This is a genomic window from Nocardioides immobilis (assembly GCF_003515065.1).
Classification (GTDB): Bacteria; Actinomycetota; Actinomycetes; order Propionibacteriales; family Nocardioidaceae; genus Nocardioides; species Nocardioides immobilis.
On the sequence record NZ_QXGH01000016.1, the window covers coordinates 75435 to 92019 of the forward strand.

Genomic DNA, 16585 nt, shown 5'->3' on the forward strand with positions numbered 1-16585 from the left:
AGGCCCCCTCAGTCCGGGTCGGCCCCGACATCACTGCCGAGCTTGTCGATGCGTTCGAGGATCACGCCCTCGCGCAGGGCCCACGGGCAGATCTCCAGCTCGGCGAGGTCGAAGATGTCCATGCACGCCTCGGCGACGATCGCCCCGGGCACGATCTGGTGGGTGCGGCTGAGCGAGACGCCGGGCAGGTCGGCCAGCTCTGCCGGGGACATGCCGACCAGCTTGGGGATCCACTCGCGCAGGTCTGCGAGCGCCAGCGACCGCGGCACCAGCGGGCCGTCGGTCGACGGCGCCGCGCCGCAGATCCGGGCCAGCGAGCGGAAGGTCTTGGAGGTGGCAGCGGCCCGGTGCGTCGTACCGGTCCTCAGGACCTGACCCGCGTCCTTCGCCATGTCGGCGCGGATGCTGCGGCGGATCCGCTTCAGCTCGGCCTCGTCGACCGGGGACGAGAAGTACGTCGACGCCAGTCGCGCCGCCCCCAGCGGAAGGGACTGGGCGACATCGGGACGCTCGTCGGCGCCGGTCGCGATCTCGAGCGAGCCGCCACCGATGTCGAACACGGTCAGCTTGCCGGCCGACCAGCCGAACCAGCGCCGTACGGCGAGGAACGTCAGCCGTGCCTCGTCCTCGCCGGACAGCACCTCGATCTTCACGCCCGTGCTGCTGTGCACGTGGGCGAGCACCGCGTCCGCGTTGCGGGAGTCGCGCACCGCCGAGGTGGCGAACGAGAGCATCGCCTCGCAGCCCTTCTCCTCGGCCACCACGAGCGCCTCGGCGGTGAACGAGGTCAGCGCGTCGATGCCGGTCTGGTTGACCGCGCCCTCGGCGTCGAGGTGCTCGGCCAGTCGTAGCGGCTGCTTGAGCGAGAAGGCCGGCAGCGGGGCGGCGCCGTCGTGGGCATCGACCACCAGCAGGTGCCCGGTGTTCGATCCGATGTCGAGCACGCCCAGCCGCATGGGACCACCGTATCGCCCATCCCACAGGCGGGAAGCGGGGGCGAGCCCGAACCCCGGACGAGTAGGTTTGACCAATGCCCGAGGTCGACCTGGACTTCCCCCGAGCGTTCGTCGAGTTCGTCAACCCGGCCGACGAGACCGAGGTGATGCGCTGCGACCTCACCTGGCTGACCTCGTCGTTCACCTGCATCTTCGGCCAGGGCTGCCACGGCATCTACGCCGACTCCCCCGACACCGGCTGCTGCACGCTAGGCGCGCACTTCAGCGACAAGGACGACGAGCAGCGGGTCGCGTCGTACGTCGACCAGCTCACGCCCGAGCAGTGGCAGTTCCACCCCCGCCGCCCCGACGGCAAGGTGCGGAAGAAGGACTGGGTCGAGAAGGACGAGGACGGCGACCGCAAGACCAAGGCGATCGAGGTCGACGGCCAGCGCGGCTGCGTGTTCCACAACCGCGCCGACTTCCCGACCGGCGCCGGGTGCGCGCTGCACGGCCTGGCGCTGGAGCAGGGCAGGAACCCGCTCGAGACCAAGCCGGACGTGTGCTGGCAGCTGCCGATCCGCCGGCTCTACCGCGAGGTCGAGCGGCAGGACGGGTCGACGTACACCGAGGTCACCATCACCGAGTACGACCGCCGCGGCTGGGGCGCGGGCGGGCACGACCTGGACTGGTACTGCTCGGGCAACACCGAGGCGCACGTCGCCGTCGAGCCGGTCTACGTCACCAACGAGCCCGAGCTGGTCGCGCTGATGGGGCGGGAGGCGTACGACGAGCTCGCCCGCCACTGCGAGGCCCACCTGCGGTCGCGGTCGGCGCTGGCGCTGCATCCGGCCGACCGGGGCTGATCGGGGACGGCGACCGCCGTACCTCTCGATATCAAGAGAACCCGACCCCGATTGAGCGTGGCGATCGACACAGGCTGAGAATGTCTGACATGCGCCTGGATCACCTGTCGTACGCCGCCGGACCGGACGGACTTGCGGGCACCGCTGCCCGCCTCGGTGCCGCACTAGGGCGCGACTTCGTCGACGGCGGTGTGCACCCGCGCTTCGGCACCCGCAACATGATCCTGCCGCTCGCTGACGCGACGTACCTCGAGATCGTCGAGGTGCTCGACCACCCCGCGTCCGACAAGGCGCCGTTCGGCCAGGCCGTGCGGGCGCGCTCGGCGCTCGGTGGCGGCTGGCTCGGCTGGGTCGTCTCGGTGCCGGACATCACGCCGGTCGAGGAGCGCCTCGGACGCGCGGCCGTTATCGGCAGCCGGCACCGCCCCGACGGCACCGAGCTCAGGTGGAAGCAGATCGGCATCCAGGGCCTGATCGCCGACCCGCAGCTCCCGTTCTTCATCCAGTGGGACGTGCCGGGCGACCTGCACCCGTCGGCCGGCGCCGACGGCTCCGTCTCGCTCGCCGGCATCGAGATCGCCGGTGACCCGCAGCGGGTCAGCGAGTGGCTCGGCGAGAGCGTCGAGGCGCCGCTCGAGGACGTCAAGGTCGAGTGGGTCGCCCCGCACGGCACCCCGGGCATCCTCGCCGCGCAGGTGCAGACGCCGGACGGCATCGTCCGGATCTGAGCTTCGCTCTGAACGAGCGGCCGGTCGCGGGCGCCGTACCCAGCCCGAACATCTGGCAGCACACCGCCACCTATGAGCTCGAGAACCGCGCCGCCGATCCCGACGGCCGCCTCTGGGCCGCGATGGAGTCGCGCGTCTCCTGGCGGGGGCGCACCGTGCTCGACCTCGGCTGCGGGTCGGGCTTCCACCTGCCGCGGTTCGCCGGGACCGCCGCCACCGTGGCGGGCGTCGAGCCGCATCCGGGACTGGCGCGGCTGGCGCAGCGTCGTACCCGCGGCCTGGACACCGTCGACGTACGGCTCGGGACCGCCCAGGAGATCCCGCTCCCCGACGCCAGCGTCGACGTGGTGCACGTCCGCTGGGCCTACTTCTTCGGCCCCGGCTGCGAGCCGGGTCTTGCCGAGCTCGACCGGGTCGTCCGGCGCGGCGGCACCGCGCTGGTCATCGACAACGACGGGTCGCGGTCGACCTTCGGCTCCTGGTTCCGCCGCGGCTACCCGCACCTGCCCGCTCCGGCCGAGATCGAGCGGTTCTGGTCGCAGCGCGGCTGGACCCGCACGCCGGTCGACATGGGCTGGCGGTTCGCGAGCCGCGCCGACCTCGAGGCCGTGGTGCGGATCGAGTTCAAGCCCGAGGTCGCCGACACGATCCTGCGGGGACACGCGGGGCTCGAGGTCGACTACGCGGTGAACCTCTGGTCGCGGGACTTCTGACCCGGGATGCCCACCTAGCCGGACGACCCCCGCACAGCCAGCGTCGGAGTGAGCAGCACCCCGCGCCCGTCGTACGGCTCGCGCGCCAGCAGGGCCTCGAGCGTGCGCACCAGCTCGAGGGCGACCTGCTCGAGCGGTTGCCGGACCGAGGTCAGGCCGGGGGGCACCACCTGGGCGACCTGGGAGTCGTCGAACCCGACCACCGCGATGTCGCGTCCCGGGTAGAGGCCGCGCTCGGCGAGCGTGTGGAGTACGCCGACCGCGAGCGTGTCGGACGCGCACACGATCGCCGAGGGGTGGGCCGTGTCCAGGAGGGCGGCGCTCGCCTCGCGGCCGCCGGCGACGGTGTCGGTGACGCTGAGGGCGAGGCCGTCTGTCGCGCGGCCGGCTGCGGCCATGGCGCGCTCCCAGCCCGACCGCCGGTCCTGGCCGATGAACGACGACTCCGCCCAGCCGATCCAGGCGATCCGCTCGTGGCCGCGCCCGATGAGGTGCTCGGTCGCGAGTACGACGCCCGCGGCCCCGTCGACGTCGACCCACGGATGGGTCGCATCCGGGTCCGCCCAGGGCCGGCCGAAGGCGACGAACGGCGCCCGTCGCTCGCTCAGCCACCGGGTCTGGGGGTTGCCGAGATAGGTGTCGGTGACGATGAAGGCGTCGACGGCGGTGGAGCGGAGCAGGTCGTCGTACCCCCGCACCAGGTCGGCGGCCGTGGTGTCCGGCTTCCCGGGTCCGCCGGAGAAGAGCAGCACGTGGTAGCCCGCCTCGCGGGACGCCTCGACCAGCGCGTGCACGAAGCGGTCCATCGCGGCGTTGGCCGTGAACTCCTGCGCGGGCGACATCCGCAGCCCGATCAGGTGCGAGGCACGGGTGCGCAGGTGGCGGGCAGCGCGGTTGGGCAGGTAGCCCAGCGCCTGGATCGCGTCCTGGACCCGCACCAGTGTCTCGGGCCGCAGCAGGTCCGGGTTGTTGATGGCGTTCGACACCGTCTGCCGGGAGACCCCGGCCCGCTCGGCGACGTCGGCGAGGGTCGGCGGCAGCGGCGCTGGCGGTCGAGACGGCACTGTGTGCTCCGCGCGGTCGGGGGAACGGCTGGGTGTGTCGAGGATACGGCCGGGCGTGCTCGCCGGAGACACGCCTGGCCGCATTCGAACATATTGTCGGATGGGTCCCCTACCGTCAGGGGCATGGCCTCCACCTCGCGAACCCTCCGTCCCGCCGCGTCGCGCGCGACCTACCGCTGCTCCGAGTGCGGCTGGGCGACCGCCAAGTGGGTCGGGCGCTGTGGGGAGTGCCAGGCGTGGGGATCGGTGGCCGAGGTCGGCGTCACGCCCGCCGGCCGCACGACCGCGACGCCGGTGACCACGCCGGCGGTGCCGATCGGATCCGTGCCGGCCGACGAGGCGGTCCACGTCGCGTCGGGCGTGCCCGAGCTCGACCGGGTGCTCGGCGGCGGCCTGGTGCCCGGCGCCGCCGTACTGCTGGCCGGCGAACCCGGCGTCGGCAAGTCCACCCTGCTGCTGGAGGTTGCTGCCCGCACGGCGGCCCGCCACCAGCGCACCCTCTACATCACCGGCGAGGAGTCCGCGGCCCAGGTGCGGCTGCGCGCCGACCGCACCGACGCCGTGCACGACGAGCTCTACCTCGCCGCCGAGACCGACCTCGGCGCGGTCCTCACCCACATCGAGGACGTCCGCCCCCGGCTCGTCGTCGTCGACTCGGTGCAGACGATCGGCGCGTCCGGCGTCGACGGGGTGCCCGGCGGCGTCACCCAGGTCAAGGAGGTCGCCGCCGCGCTGGTGCGCGTCGCCAAGACCCGCGGCATCACCGTGGTGCTGGTCGGCCACGTCACGAAGGACGGGTCGATCGCCGGTCCCCGGGTGCTGGAGCACATCGTCGACGTGGTGCTGCACTTCGAGGGCGAGTCCGGCAGCCGGTTCCGGATGGTCCGCGCGGTCAAGAACAGGTTCGGCCCCGTCGACGAGGTCGGCTGCTTCGACCTCGGACCCGACGGCATCACCGCCGTCACCGACCCGACCGGCATCTTCGTCGAGCGCCACCACGGCCGGGTCGCCGGCACCTGTGTCGCGGTGACGATGGAGGGCCGCCGCCCGCTGCTGGCAGAGGTGCAGTCCCTGGTGGCGCCGGCGTCGCAGGAGCGCCCTCGCCGTACGACGTCCGGGGTCGACGGGTCCCGCCTCGCCATGGTGCTCGCGGTCCTCCAGCAGCACTGCGGCATCGGGCTCGGCCAGCGCGACGTCTTCGCCTCGACCGTCGGCGGCGCGAAGCTCACCGAACCGGCGGCCGACCTCGCGCTGGCGATCGCGCTGGCGTCGTCGCACCACCTCAACCCGACCCCGGGCGGCGTCGTCGCCATGGGCGAGATCGGCCTGTCCGGCGAGCTGCGCCGGGTCCGCGACGTGCAGCAGCGGCTGGCCGAGGCCGCGCGGCTCGGCTTCGAGCTCGCGGTCGTGCCGGCCGAACCCGGCTCGCCGGGATCGTTCCGCGCGGTCGACGGCATGCGGGTCGTCGAGGCGCCCGACGTCCGCACGGCGCTCCGCCTCCTGCACCTCGACCGGGCGCTCAAGGTCGTCGAGAGCGGATAACGGCCGCACGCTCCGACCCGGTTGGCCTTAAGGTTGCGATCGACCGGGTGACGACCCGGCTAGGGATGGGAGTTCGTTGTGGCTGAGCGGCCGGGTGACCCGCGCCTCCGCGAGACGCTGGCGTCGATCGCGCCGGGGACCGGGCTTCGCGACGGGCTCGAGCGGATCCTGCGCGGCCGCACCGGCGCGCTGATCGTCCTCGGCAACGACAAGACGGTCGAGCAGATCTCGACGGGCGGGTTCGAGCTCGACGTACCCTTCACCGCCACCGGGCTCCGCGAGCTGGCGAAGATGGACGGCGGCATCATCATCGACCGCGACATCACCCGGATCATCCGCGCCGCGGTCCACCTGATGCCCGACCACACGATCCCCTCGGAGGAGACCGGCACCCGGCACCGCACCGCCGACCGGGTCGCCCGCCAGACCGGCTTCCCCGTCATCTCGGTGTCGCAGTCGATGCAGATCATCGCGGCGTACGTCGGCGAGACCCGGCACGTCCTCGAGGACTCGGGTCAGATCCTGTCCCGCGCCAACCAGGCGCTGGCGACCCTGGAGCGCTACAAGCTGCGGCTCGACGAGGTGTCCGCCACCTTGTCCGCGCTCGAGATCGAGGACCTGGTGACGGTACGCGACGTCGCCGTGGTCGCCCAGCGGCTCGAGATGGTCACCCGGATCGCGCGCGAGATCGACGACTACGTGCTCGAGCTCGGCACCGACGGCCGACTGCTCGCCCTCCAGCTCGAGGAGCTGATCACGGGCGTCGACATCGAGCGGGAGCTGGTCATCCGCGACTACGTGCCGTCCCGGCGCCGCAGCCGCGAGCCCGACGAGCTGCTGGCGAAGCTGGAAGGACTCTCCGCGACCGACCTGGTCGACCCGGCCTCGGTCGCGCGGGTGCTCGGCATCGGCGCCGGTGAACACCTGGACGGTGCGGTCGCGCCGCGCGGCTACCGGCTGCTCACCAAGGTCCCCCGGCTGCCGGCGGGCGTCGTCGAGGGCCTGGTCGACCACTTCGGCACGCTGCAGAAGCTGCTCTCGGCCGGCATCGACGACCTCCAGGCCGTCGAGGGCGTCGGCGAGCTCCGGGCCCGGAGCGTGCGCGAGGGGCTGTCGCGCCTCGCCGAGTCGACGATCCTCGAGCGTTACGTCTGAGTCGCGTCCGACCTACCGGCGGGGCTCGTCGGTCGACGTGTCCGTCGGCTCGTCGTCCTGCCGCTCGTCGTCCTGCCGCTCGTCGCCCTGCTGCTGGTCGTCCTGGTCCTGGGCGCCCTCGTCACCGCCGCGCTTGCCCTTGCGGTCGCCCTTGGGGTCGGGCGGGATCGTCTCGCGGGCCGGCGCGGTCAGCTCGAAGTCCGTCTCGGCCGGCTCGCCCCCGAGCGCGGCAGCGGTGACCGTGTAGTCGTTGGGCAGCAGCCACTCGTCGGCGCCGGGGCACTCGTGGCCGCGCCGGGCTCCCACGGGATGGGGGATCCACTGCATCTCCACGACGGTGGCCACCATCCGCCGTACGACCACCGACTCGTCCGGCACCGGTGCGGGACACTCCCGCGACGTCCAGACCTCGCGGCCGTCGCGGGTGACCTTGATCGTGATCTTGTCCGAGCCGATCCGGAAGTAGCACGCCTCGGCCTGCACGGTCTGGAGGCTGAGGCCGATGAGCACCGGCTCACCGGCAACGCCGGACTCGACCCGGGGCGTCACCCGGACGTCGGCCGCGTCGCAGTTGCCGTCGGGCTCCACGAGCGCGTTGGGGTCGAAGGTCGGGCCCTGCGGAGTGCTCCGGTTGCGCTTGCCCTTGCGGTTCTTCTTCTTGCCCTCGTCGACGGTGATCGTCTGCGAGGCCTCGACCTCCCCGCCGGCCTGCTGGGCCGTCGGGACCTTGTCGTCCCGGGCGTCGCTGCCCCCGCCGAGCACGTTGGCGATGACGAAGACCAACGTCGCGGCCAGCGCGAGGACGAAGACCCGGCGGCGCCAGTAGACGCCCGCCGGCAGCGGGCCACGGGTCAGCGGCGGCATGGTCCGAGGCTAGGCAGCAGTCGGGTCCGCGCGGCGGAGGCGCGTCGACACAGGGGACAATCGTTGCGATGACCACACTCCCGTCCGCCGACCGCCTGGTCGACCCGATCCTCGAGTGGTACGACGCGCACGCCCGCGACCTGCCGTGGCGACGCACGTCGGCCTCGCCGTGGTCGGTTCTGGTCTCGGAGTTCATGCTGCAGCAGACGCCGGTCTCCCGGGTGCTGCCCGTGCACGAGGCCTGGCTGGACCGCTGGCCGACCCCGGCCGACCTCGCCGCCGAGCCGGGTGGCGAGGCGGTGCGGGCCTGGGGGCGGCTCGGTTACCCCCGCCGGGCACTCCGCCTGCACGCGGCCGCGGTGGCGATCGTTGCCGACCACGAGGGCGTCGTACCCGACTCGTACGACGCGCTCCGCGCCCTCCCCGGCGTCGGCGACTACACCGCGGCCGCTGTCGCTGCGTTCGCCTACCGGCAGCGGCAGGTCGTGCTCGACACCAACGTCCGGCGGGTGCTCGGGCGGGCGGTGACGGGGGTGGAGTTCCCGGCACGCTCCGTGACGAAGGCCGAGCGGGCCGTCGCCGAGTCGCTCCTCCCCCAGGACCCGCCGACCGCCGCCACCTGGTCGGTCGCGGTGATGGAGCTCGGCGCGCTGGTCTGCACCGCGGACCGCCCGAAGTGCGCGAGCTGCCCCGTCGTCGATCGCTGCGCATGGCACATCGCCGGGCGACCGGCGTACGACGGACCGCCCCGCCCCGTGCAGACCTATGCCGGCACCGACCGCCAGTGCCGGGGCCGGCTGCTGGCCGTGCTGCGCGATGCGCCGGGCTCGGTGCCGAAGGAACGACTCGACGCCGTGTGGGACGACGACGACCAACGCGAGCGCTGCCTGGCTTCGCTGCTCGACGACGGCTTGGTGGTCATTGCCACCCCCGGCCGCTACGCACTCCCGTGAGTGGAGGGGCGTCCGTGCACCTGCTTCACGGAATCCCCTCTGGTTACGCCGCTTGCCGCAGCGCCGCCGGTGATCCCGGCGTCGGGAACCAGCGCCAGACGACCGCAGACTGGGCGAGCGTCCAGAGCGCGTTGATGAGCCAGTACGCGAGCAGCGCGACCGGCACCACGCCGCCGGCGCCGAGGATGCCCACCGCTGCCACGCCCGGCATCAGCTGCTGGGCACTCACCACGGCTTCGGGCAGGTCGGCCGTGACGACGTTGGTGGCGACGAGGTAGCGCTGGGTGACGTAGCCGACGACGGCGGTCACCGCAGCCAGGCCGGCGACCACGGCCAGGTGGGTCCCGCCGGCGCCGAGGTAGCCACGCCCGGCGAGGGAGACACCGAGCACCGTGGCCCCTCCGAGCGAGGCCGCCAGCCCGGCGTCCATCGCCCCGACCGGCGTCCCGGCCGCGACATCGGCCACCAGGTGGTAGAGCGCCAGCCAGATCGGCAGTTGGAGCAGCAGCGGCAGGCAGCCCAGGCGGGAGACGCCGTGCTCGGCCGCGACCAGGCGCCGCTCGGCCATCATCTTCCGCAGGCTCTCGGCGTCCTTGCGGTCGCGGTAGCGCTCGGTGATCTTCCTGAGGTGCGGTCTCGCCCGCGCCGCGGCATGGGCTTGACGGACGCCGCGCACGACGAGCGGCAGCAGCGCGAGCCGGACCACCGCGACGACCGTCGCGATGCACAGCAGCCAGGTGGTGCCGGCGGACGGATCGGCGCCGAGGGCGGTCAGGCCGGAGTGGGCGCCGGCGACGACCGCCGCGAGCGCGTGGGAGATCGGATCGAGGACAGGCATGGGTGTGCTCCTGAACGGGAGAAGGGAAAGGGCTGATGTGGTCGCGACGGAGCGCGAGGATCAGCCGTGTTCAGGAGCGCGCGGTCGGCGCGGGGAGCAGACGGGGTCGGTGACCCGCTGGGAGAGGTACGGCGTCGCCCGGTCCGCGCGGGCGACGGCGCTCATCCGCTCAGGGCCGAGGGTCGCCGCGTGGTGACTGCTGAGCGCGGCGACGGCCACCGCCAGGGAGACGAGCGCGACGGCGAGCGCCGCCGAGGCGTCGTACGGGGATCCGGCGAGGGCCGGCGCCAGGACCGCGACCAGCAGCCCCAGCGCAAATGCAGGACGGCGTCCGACCCCAGTCATCAGGTGACTGCGATCGGACGCCATCTCGCGTGCTTTGCTACTCGCCCGCAGAGCGGGGTACGTCGGTCGGGCCACCCTCGGCCGGCGTGCTAGGGCTGGCCGGTCCGTCCAGTCCGCCCTCGACCGCGGTGGTCTCGAGCGGCGGCATGTCGGGCAGCTCGCTCATCTTCTGGCCCTCGAAGGTGAAGGTCGCCGTCGGACCCTCCCCGTCGACGTCGACCAGCACGATCTGACCGGGGCCGACCTCGCCGAACAGCATCTTCTCGGAGAGCACGTCCTCGATCTCGCGCTGGATCGTGCGCCGCAGCGGCCGGGCGCCCAGCACCGGGTCGAAGCCCCGCTCGGCGAGCAGGTTCTTGGCTGCCTGGGTCAGCTCGAGCGTCATGTCGCGGTCCTTGAGGCGCAGCTCGACCCCCGCGATCATGTTGTCGACCATGTGCACGATCTGCTCCTGGGTCAACGGCGGGAAGACGATGATCTCGTCGACGCGGTTGAGGAACTCAGGCCGGAAGTGCTGCTTGAGCTCATCCCTGACCTTGGTCTTCATCCGCTCGTAGGCGTCTTCGCCGCCGCCCTGCCCGAACCCGAGATTGACGCTCTTGGAGATGTCGCGGGTGCCGAGGTTGGTGGTCATGATGATGACGGTGTTCTTGAAGTCGACCACCCGGCCCTGCGAGTCGGTCAGGCGACCTTCCTCCAGGATCTGCAGCAGGCTGTTGAAGATGTCGGGGTGCGCCTTCTCGACCTCGTCGAACAAGACGACCGAGAACGGCTTGCGGCGCACCTTCTCGGTGAGCTGCCCGCCCTCTTCGTAGCCGACATAGCCCGGAGGCGAGCCGAACAGCCGCGAGACGGTGTGCTTCTCGGAGAACTCCGACATGTCGAGCTGGATCAGCGCGTCCTCGTCGCCGAACAGGAACTCCGCCAGCGTCTTGGACAGCCAGGTCTTTCCGACACCGGAGGGTCCCGCGAAGATGAACGAGCCACCGGGCCGCTTGGGGTCCTTCATGCCGGCACGGGTACGGCGGATCGCCCGCGAGATCGCCTTGACGGCCTCTTCCTGGCCGATGACCCGCTTGTGGAGCTCGTCCTCCATGTGCAGCAGCCGGGTGGACTCCTCCTCGGAGAGCTTCACGATCGGGATGCCGGTCGCGACCGCGAGGACCTCGGCGATGAGCTCCTCGTCGACCTCCGCGACCTCGTCCATGTCACCGGCGCGCCACTGCTTCTCGCGCTCGGCCTTCTTCAGGATGAGCTGCTTCTCCTCGTCGCGGAGCCGCGCGGCCGCCTCGAAGTCCTGCCCGTCGATCGCCGCCTCCTTGCGCTGGCGGACCTCGGAGATCTTGTCGTCGAACTCGCGCAGGTCGGCGGGCGCGGTCATCCGGCGGATGCGCAGCCGCGAGCCGGCCTCGTCGATCAGGTCGATCGCCTTGTCGGGGAGGAACCGGTCGGAGATGTAGCGGTCGGCCAGCGTCGCCGCAGAGACCAGCGCCTCGTCGGTGATGGTCACCCGGTGGTGCGCCTCGTAGCGGTCACGCAGGCCCTTGAGCATCTCGATCGTGTGCGCGATGGAGGGCTCGGCCACCTGGATCGGCTGGAACCGGCGCTCGAGCGCTGCGTCCTTCTCGAGGTACTTGCGGTACTCGTCGAGCGTCGTCGCGCCGATCGTCTGCAGCTCGCCACGGGCCAGCATCGGCTTCAGGATGCTGGCGGCGTCGATCGCGCCCTCGGCGGCACCGGCGCCGACGAGCGTGTGGATCTCGTCGATGAACAGCACGATGTCGCCGCGGGTGCGGATCTCCTTGAGCACCTTCTTGAGGCGCTCCTCGAAGTCACCGCGGTAGCGGCTGCCCGCAACCAGCGCGCCGAGGTCGAGGGTGTAGATCTGCTTGTCCTTGAGCGTCTCGGGCACGTTGCCCTTGACGATGTCCTGGGCCAGTCCCTCGACGATGGTCGTCTTGCCGACGCCGGGCTCGCCGATGAGGACCGGGTTGTTCTTCGTACGGCGGGACAGGATCTGCATGACCCGCTCGATCTCCTGCTCGCGACCGATGACCGGGTCGAGCTTGCCCTCACGGGCATCCTGGGTCAGGTTGCGGCCGAACTGGTCGAGCACCAGCGAGGACGACGGGGCGTCGCTGCCGCTGCTGCCGGTCGACGCGGCGGTGGAGCCGGACTCCTTGCCCTGGAACCCGGACAACAGCTGGATCACCTGCTGGCGGACCCGGTTGAGGTCGGCGCCGAGCTTCTGCAGCACCTGGGCGGCGACGCCCTCACCCTCGCGGATCAGTCCGAGCAGGATGTGCTCGGTGCCGATGTAGGAGTGGCCGAGCTGCAGCGCCTCGCGCAGCGACAGCTCCAGCACCTTCTTGGCGCGCGGCGTGAACGGGATGTGACCGCTCGGCGCCTGCTGCCCCTGGCCAATGATCTCCTCGACCTGGGCGCGCACGGCCTCGAGCGAGATGTCGAGCGACTCCAGGGCCTTCGCGGCAACGCCCTCACCCTCGTGGATGAGGCCGAGCAGGATGTGCTCGGTGCCGATGTAGTTGTGGGAGAGCATGCGGGCCTCTTCCTGGGCCAGCACGACCACCCGGCGGGCTCGGTCAGTGAACCGCTCGAACATCTGTTGCTCCTCCACACGTCACGGGGCGTACGACGGGTACAACCCGATGAACAGCCTACGCGTTCCGTGCGCAGCGAAAATCCCGTCCGCTGATAGCGAAATCGGCCGGACGGCCGCGATCAGTTCGCGGAGTCGAACGCCTCGCGCACGTCGGCGGGGATCCGGCCACGGTCGGGCACCTTGAAGCCGTTGGAGCGGGCCCAGTCACGGACCTCGCGGGCGGAGGGTCCGGTCGTGGCAGCCCCGGCCTTGGCGCGGGTACGGCGACCGCCGCCCACCTTGCGGGCGTGACCCACGTAGCTCGCCAGCGCGTCGCGCAGCTTGGCGGCATGCTTCTCGTTGAGGTCGATCTCGTAGGACGTCCCGTCGAGACCGAACGCGACCGTCTCGGTCGCGTCGGAGCCGTCGATGTCATCGACGAGAACGATGTTGACGCGCTGTGCCATGGCTGGAGCCTTCCCCTCAAGTGATAGCCGCCCGATATCCGGGCACCCAAGGCGAATATTGCCGTATTGCCCCGACAAAGGAAAGTCAGCCCAATTCGAACCGTCACCGCCGGAGCTTTCACTTCACGTTGCGGAGGAACACCTTCTCCAGGCCGCGCAGCGTCAACCACGGCGAATGGTCGGTGAAACACCGGCATTCGTCGACGACGAGTTCTGCAAGATATCCGGTGGCGATCACGCGCACATCTCCCGCAGCGACACCGAGGGCGCCGATGATCCGTTCCACCATTCCCTCGACCTGGCTGGCCACCCCGAACAGCATTCCGGACTGCAGTGCCTCGACGGTGTTCTTGCCGATCACGCCGCGCGGACGCACCAGCTCGACCATCCGCAGCTGGGCCCCGCGCCGGCCCAACGCCTCGAGCGAGATCTCGATGCCGGGCGTGATCGCGCCGCCGACGTACCGGCCCTCGCTGTCGATCACGTCGAACGTCGTCGCGGTCCCGCCGAAATCGACGACGATCGCCGGCCCGCCGAAATCATTGGCGGCGGCCAGTGCGTTGATGATGCGGTCGGTGCCGACCTCGCGCGGATTGTCGACGAGGATAGGCACGCCGGTGCGCACACCGGGTTCTACGACGAGGTGCGGGATATCGGAGAAATGCCGCATCAGCATCTCGCGCCAGGAATTCAGGACGGCCGGGACCGTCGCGCACACCGATATCCCGGAGATCTCCGCGGCCTCCGGACCGAGCAGGCCGCGGAGCAGCACCGCCCACTCGTCGGCGGTGCGGTGCTCGTGCGTGGCGACCCGCCAGTGCGACCCCACCTCACCGTCCCGGATCATCCCGAGCACGGTGCTCGCGTTGCCGATGTCAGCCGCGAGGAGAGTCATCGCGCAGGTCCATGCCGAGGTCGAACACCCTGACCGAGTGGGTCAGCGCCCCGACCGAGATGAAGTCGACGCCGGTCTCCGCGACCTCGCGGGCACGCTCGATGGTGAGACCGCCGGACGCCTCGAGGGTCGCTCGGCCGGCATTGATCGCTACTGCCTCCGCCATGGTCGCTGACGGCATGTTGTCGAGCAGGATCTCGGTGCAGCCGGCGTCGAGCAGCTCCCGCAGCTGGTCGAGGTCGGTCACCTCGACCTCGACCCGCAGGTCGGGGTAGGCGGCTCGGACCGCCCGGTAGGCGGGCACCACACCCCCGGCGGCCAGCACGTGGTTGTCCTTGACCATCGCCCGGTCCGACAGGCTGAACCGGTGGTTGACCCCGCCGCCGCAGGCGACGGCGTACTTCTGCAGGGCGCGCAGCCCCGGCAGCGTCTTGCGGGTGTCGAGCACCCGGGCGCGGGTGCCCTCCAGCGCGGCGACCCAGGCGGCGGTGGCCGTGGCGACGCCGGAGAGGTGGCAGGCGAGGTTGAGCGCGGTCCGCTCGGCGGTCAGCAGGCCACGCACCGGGCCGGCGACGGTCAGCACCGGGTCGCCGGGCGAGACGGGGGTGCCGTCGGCGATCCGCAGCGGCACCTCGACACCGGCGCCCAGCACCATCCGGAAGACCAGCTCGGCCACACCGAGTCCCGCGACGACACCCGGCTCGCGGGCGTTGAAGTCCGCCACGCCGTGCGTGTCGGCGGCGATGGTCGCGGCGCTGGTGACGTCCTCGGTCGGCACGTCCTCGGCCAGCGCGGCGGCGATCAGGTCGTACGTCGCCCGCGGGTCGAGGCCGCCCTTGGCGAGCTCGTCGAGCAGCAGCTCCGGGACCGCGTCGTACGGCGTGAGGGTCAGCGTCATTCGGCCCCTCCGAGGGTGGGCAGGTCGGTGTCGGTGGCCGCCGCGGCGTGGAACGTCACGGTGGTCACCCCGTCGGTCATCGAGACGTCGAAGTGGCCCGCCCACCGCTCGTCGTCGCGCTCGGCGAAGTCGTCGCGCCAGTGGGACCCGCGGGTCTCCTCCCGCAGCGCGGCGGCGTCGGCGAGGGCAGCGCTGATCGTCAGCAGGTTGGTCGTCTCCCACGAGTCCTGGTCGACCTGCTCGGCCGAGTTGCCGGCCAGCTTGTCGAGCAGGGCCGAGGCCTCGCCCAGCCCGTCGGCCGAGCGGAGCACGCCGACCCGTGAGGTCATCGTCTCCTGCAGGTCGCGCCGCACGGTGCCGGCCACCAGCCCGGCGGTGCGCTCGTCCACGACGGGGTCGGACCAGGGCGGCAGCTCGTCGGGCAGCACGGCGGCGATCCGGCGGGAGAAGACCAGGCCCTCGAGCAGTGAGTTCGACGCGAGCCGGTTGGCCCCGTGCACGCCGGAGCAGGCGACCTCGCCGGTGGCGTAGAGGCCGGGAAGGTCGGTCCGGCCCTCCAGGTCGGTGCGGACGCCGCCCGACGCGTAGTGGCAGGCGGGCGCGACGGGGATCAGCTCGGTCACCGGGTCGACCCCGTGCGAGCGCGCGGTGGCGAGGATGGTCGGGAAGCGCCTCTCCCAGAAGGCCTGGCCGAGGTGCCGGGCGTCGAGCCACATGTGCGGTCGCCCGGTCTCGATCATCCGCTTCATGATCGCCTTGGCGACCACGTCGCGGGGCGCCAGGTCGGCCAGCTCGTGCACCCCCTGCATGAACCGGTTGCCCTCGTCGTCGACGAGGAACGCGCCCTCGCCGCGGACCGCCTCGGAGATGAGCGGCTGCTGGCCGCGCGAGTCCGGCCCGAGGTACATCACCGTCGGGTGGAACTGCACGAACTCCAGGTCGCGCAGGGTCGCCCCGGCGCGGAGCGCGATCGCCAGGCCGTCGCCGGTGGACACCGCCGGGTTGGTGGTCTGGGAGAAGACCTGGCCGAGCCCGCCGCTCGCGAGCACGACCGCGCGGCAGTGGACGGCGCCGACGCCGTCGCGGACACCCTCGCCGATGACGTGCAGCGTCACGCCGACGACCCGTTTTCCGCCGGCCGCCTCGGGGTCGGGGCCGAGCAGCAGGTCGACCGCCAGCGCGTGCTGGATGACCTCGATGTCGGGAGCCGCCTCGATGGCGGCGATCAGGGCCCGCTGGATCTCTGCGCCGGTGGCGTCGCCGCCCGCGTGCGCGATCCGGTCCCGGTGGTGGCCGCCCTCGCGGGTCAGCGAGAGCTCGCCGGCCGCGTCGAGGTCGAAGTTCGTGCCGAGCGCGATCAGCTCGCGGACGGCGTCGGGCCCCTCGGTGACCAGGACCCGGACCGCGTCCCGGTCGCATGCACCGGCGCCGGCGACGAGGGTGTCGACCTCGTGCTCCTCGGGAGTGTCCTCGGGGCCGAGGGCCGCGGCGATGCCGCCCTGGGCCCACTGGGTCGAGCCGGCGTTGAGCACGTCCTTGGTCACGACGAGCACCGTGCCGACGTGCTCGCGGAGCCGCAGCGCGGCGGTGAGCCCGGCGACCCCCGAGCCGATGATCACCACGTCGGCCTGCGTCGTCCAGCCCGGCGAGGGCGCCGTCAGCCGGCCGGGCAGGCGCCGCGTCGCGGCCGGTGCGTCAGGCATCCGTGCAGGCTACCGAG

At 72.0% G+C, this 16585-nt stretch carries 16 protein-coding genes; 6 read left to right on the top strand and 10 right to left on the bottom strand.

The genetic code is table 11. The features are described from left to right. Positions 1-8: 8 nt before the first annotated feature. A complete protein-coding gene (locus D0Z08_RS12825; RefSeq protein WP_118925645.1) occupies positions 9-956 on the bottom strand; it encodes a Ppx/GppA family phosphatase in 948 nt (315 codons plus the stop codon). A gap of 74 nt (positions 957-1030) precedes the next feature. On the opposite strand from D0Z08_RS12825, the gene D0Z08_RS12830 reads away from it, so the two are divergent. The 3 genes from D0Z08_RS12830 to D0Z08_RS12840 all read left to right on the top strand — a co-directional run bounded on the left by D0Z08_RS12830 (position 1031) and on the right by D0Z08_RS12840 (position 3242). Continuing rightward, complete coding sequence (locus tag D0Z08_RS12830) at positions 1031-1801, top strand: DUF3109 family protein (protein WP_118925646.1); 771 nt, start codon at positions 1031-1033, stop codon at positions 1799-1801. Positions 1802-1890: 89 nt separating this feature from the next. Further along, complete coding sequence (locus tag D0Z08_RS12835) at positions 1891-2529, top strand: VOC family protein (protein WP_118925647.1); 639 nt, start codon at positions 1891-1893, stop codon at positions 2527-2529. Further along, entirely contained in the window at positions 2454-3242 is a 789-nt protein-coding gene (locus D0Z08_RS12840; protein WP_245993918.1) for a class I SAM-dependent methyltransferase, read from the top strand. Before D0Z08_RS12835 ends, D0Z08_RS12840 begins: the two co-directional genes overlap by 76 nt. Positions 3243-3256: 14 nt before the next feature. Here the strand turns inward: D0Z08_RS12840 and D0Z08_RS12845 are convergent, their stop codons facing one another. Beyond that, positions 3257-4306 carry a LacI family DNA-binding transcriptional regulator gene (locus D0Z08_RS12845; RefSeq protein WP_245993919.1) on the bottom strand — a complete coding sequence of 350 codons (1050 nt, stop codon included), beginning with the start codon at positions 4304-4306 and terminating at the stop codon, positions 3257-3259. A gap of 123 nt (positions 4307-4429) precedes the next feature. On the opposite strand from D0Z08_RS12845, the gene radA reads away from it, so the two are divergent. Both radA and disA read left to right on the top strand, forming a co-directional pair. Continuing rightward, entirely contained in the window at positions 4430-5848 is a 1419-nt protein-coding gene (gene radA / locus D0Z08_RS12850) for a DNA repair protein RadA (RefSeq protein WP_118925649.1), read from the top strand. Between the two features lie 78 nt (positions 5849-5926). Beyond that, positions 5927-7003, top strand: coding sequence for a DNA integrity scanning diadenylate cyclase DisA (disA, locus tag D0Z08_RS12855; RefSeq protein ID WP_118925650.1), 1077 nt, complete (start codon positions 5927-5929; stop codon positions 7001-7003). A 12-nt stretch (positions 7004-7015) separates the two neighbouring features. Here disA and D0Z08_RS12860 read toward each other — a convergent pair whose 3' ends face one another. Then, entirely contained in the window at positions 7016-7867 is an 852-nt protein-coding gene (locus D0Z08_RS12860) for a hypothetical protein (RefSeq protein ID WP_118925651.1), read from the bottom strand. A gap of 68 nt (positions 7868-7935) precedes the next feature. Between D0Z08_RS12860 and D0Z08_RS12865 the strand changes: the two genes are divergently transcribed. Continuing rightward, positions 7936-8820, top strand: coding sequence for an HhH-GPD family protein (locus tag D0Z08_RS12865; protein WP_118925652.1), 885 nt, complete (start codon positions 7936-7938; stop codon positions 8818-8820). A 43-nt stretch (positions 8821-8863) separates the two neighbouring features. Here the strand turns inward: D0Z08_RS12865 and yidC are convergent, their stop codons facing one another. The 7 genes from yidC to D0Z08_RS12900 form a co-directional block, all read right to left on the bottom strand. Then, complete coding sequence (yidC, locus tag D0Z08_RS12870) at positions 8864-9658, bottom strand: membrane protein insertase YidC (RefSeq protein WP_118925653.1); 795 nt, start codon at positions 9656-9658, stop codon at positions 8864-8866. A 60-nt stretch (positions 9659-9718) separates the two neighbouring features. Continuing rightward, a complete protein-coding gene (locus D0Z08_RS12875; protein WP_147381421.1) occupies positions 9719-10003 on the bottom strand; it encodes a hypothetical protein in 285 nt (94 codons plus the stop codon). Positions 10004-10040: 37 nt separating this feature from the next. Then, a complete protein-coding gene (locus D0Z08_RS12880) occupies positions 10041-12626 on the bottom strand; it encodes an ATP-dependent Clp protease ATP-binding subunit (protein WP_220454163.1) in 2586 nt (861 codons plus the stop codon). A 119-nt stretch (positions 12627-12745) separates the two neighbouring features. After that, complete coding sequence (locus tag D0Z08_RS12885; protein WP_118925655.1) at positions 12746-13072, bottom strand: histone-like nucleoid-structuring protein Lsr2; 327 nt, start codon at positions 13070-13072, stop codon at positions 12746-12748. A gap of 118 nt (positions 13073-13190) precedes the next feature. Next, positions 13191-13967, bottom strand: coding sequence for a type III pantothenate kinase (locus tag D0Z08_RS12890; RefSeq protein ID WP_118925656.1), 777 nt, complete (start codon positions 13965-13967; stop codon positions 13191-13193). Further along, positions 13948-14865 (bottom strand): carboxylating nicotinate-nucleotide diphosphorylase, encoded by a 918-nt coding sequence (nadC, locus tag D0Z08_RS12895; protein ID WP_118925657.1) that lies wholly within the window; start codon positions 14863-14865, stop codon positions 13948-13950. Before nadC ends, D0Z08_RS12890 begins: the two co-directional genes overlap by 20 nt. Further along, positions 14862-16568 (bottom strand): L-aspartate oxidase, encoded by a 1707-nt coding sequence (locus tag D0Z08_RS12900; RefSeq protein WP_118925658.1) that lies wholly within the window; start codon positions 16566-16568, stop codon positions 14862-14864. Before D0Z08_RS12900 ends, nadC begins: the two co-directional genes overlap by 4 nt. Positions 16569-16585 lie beyond the last annotated feature (17 nt).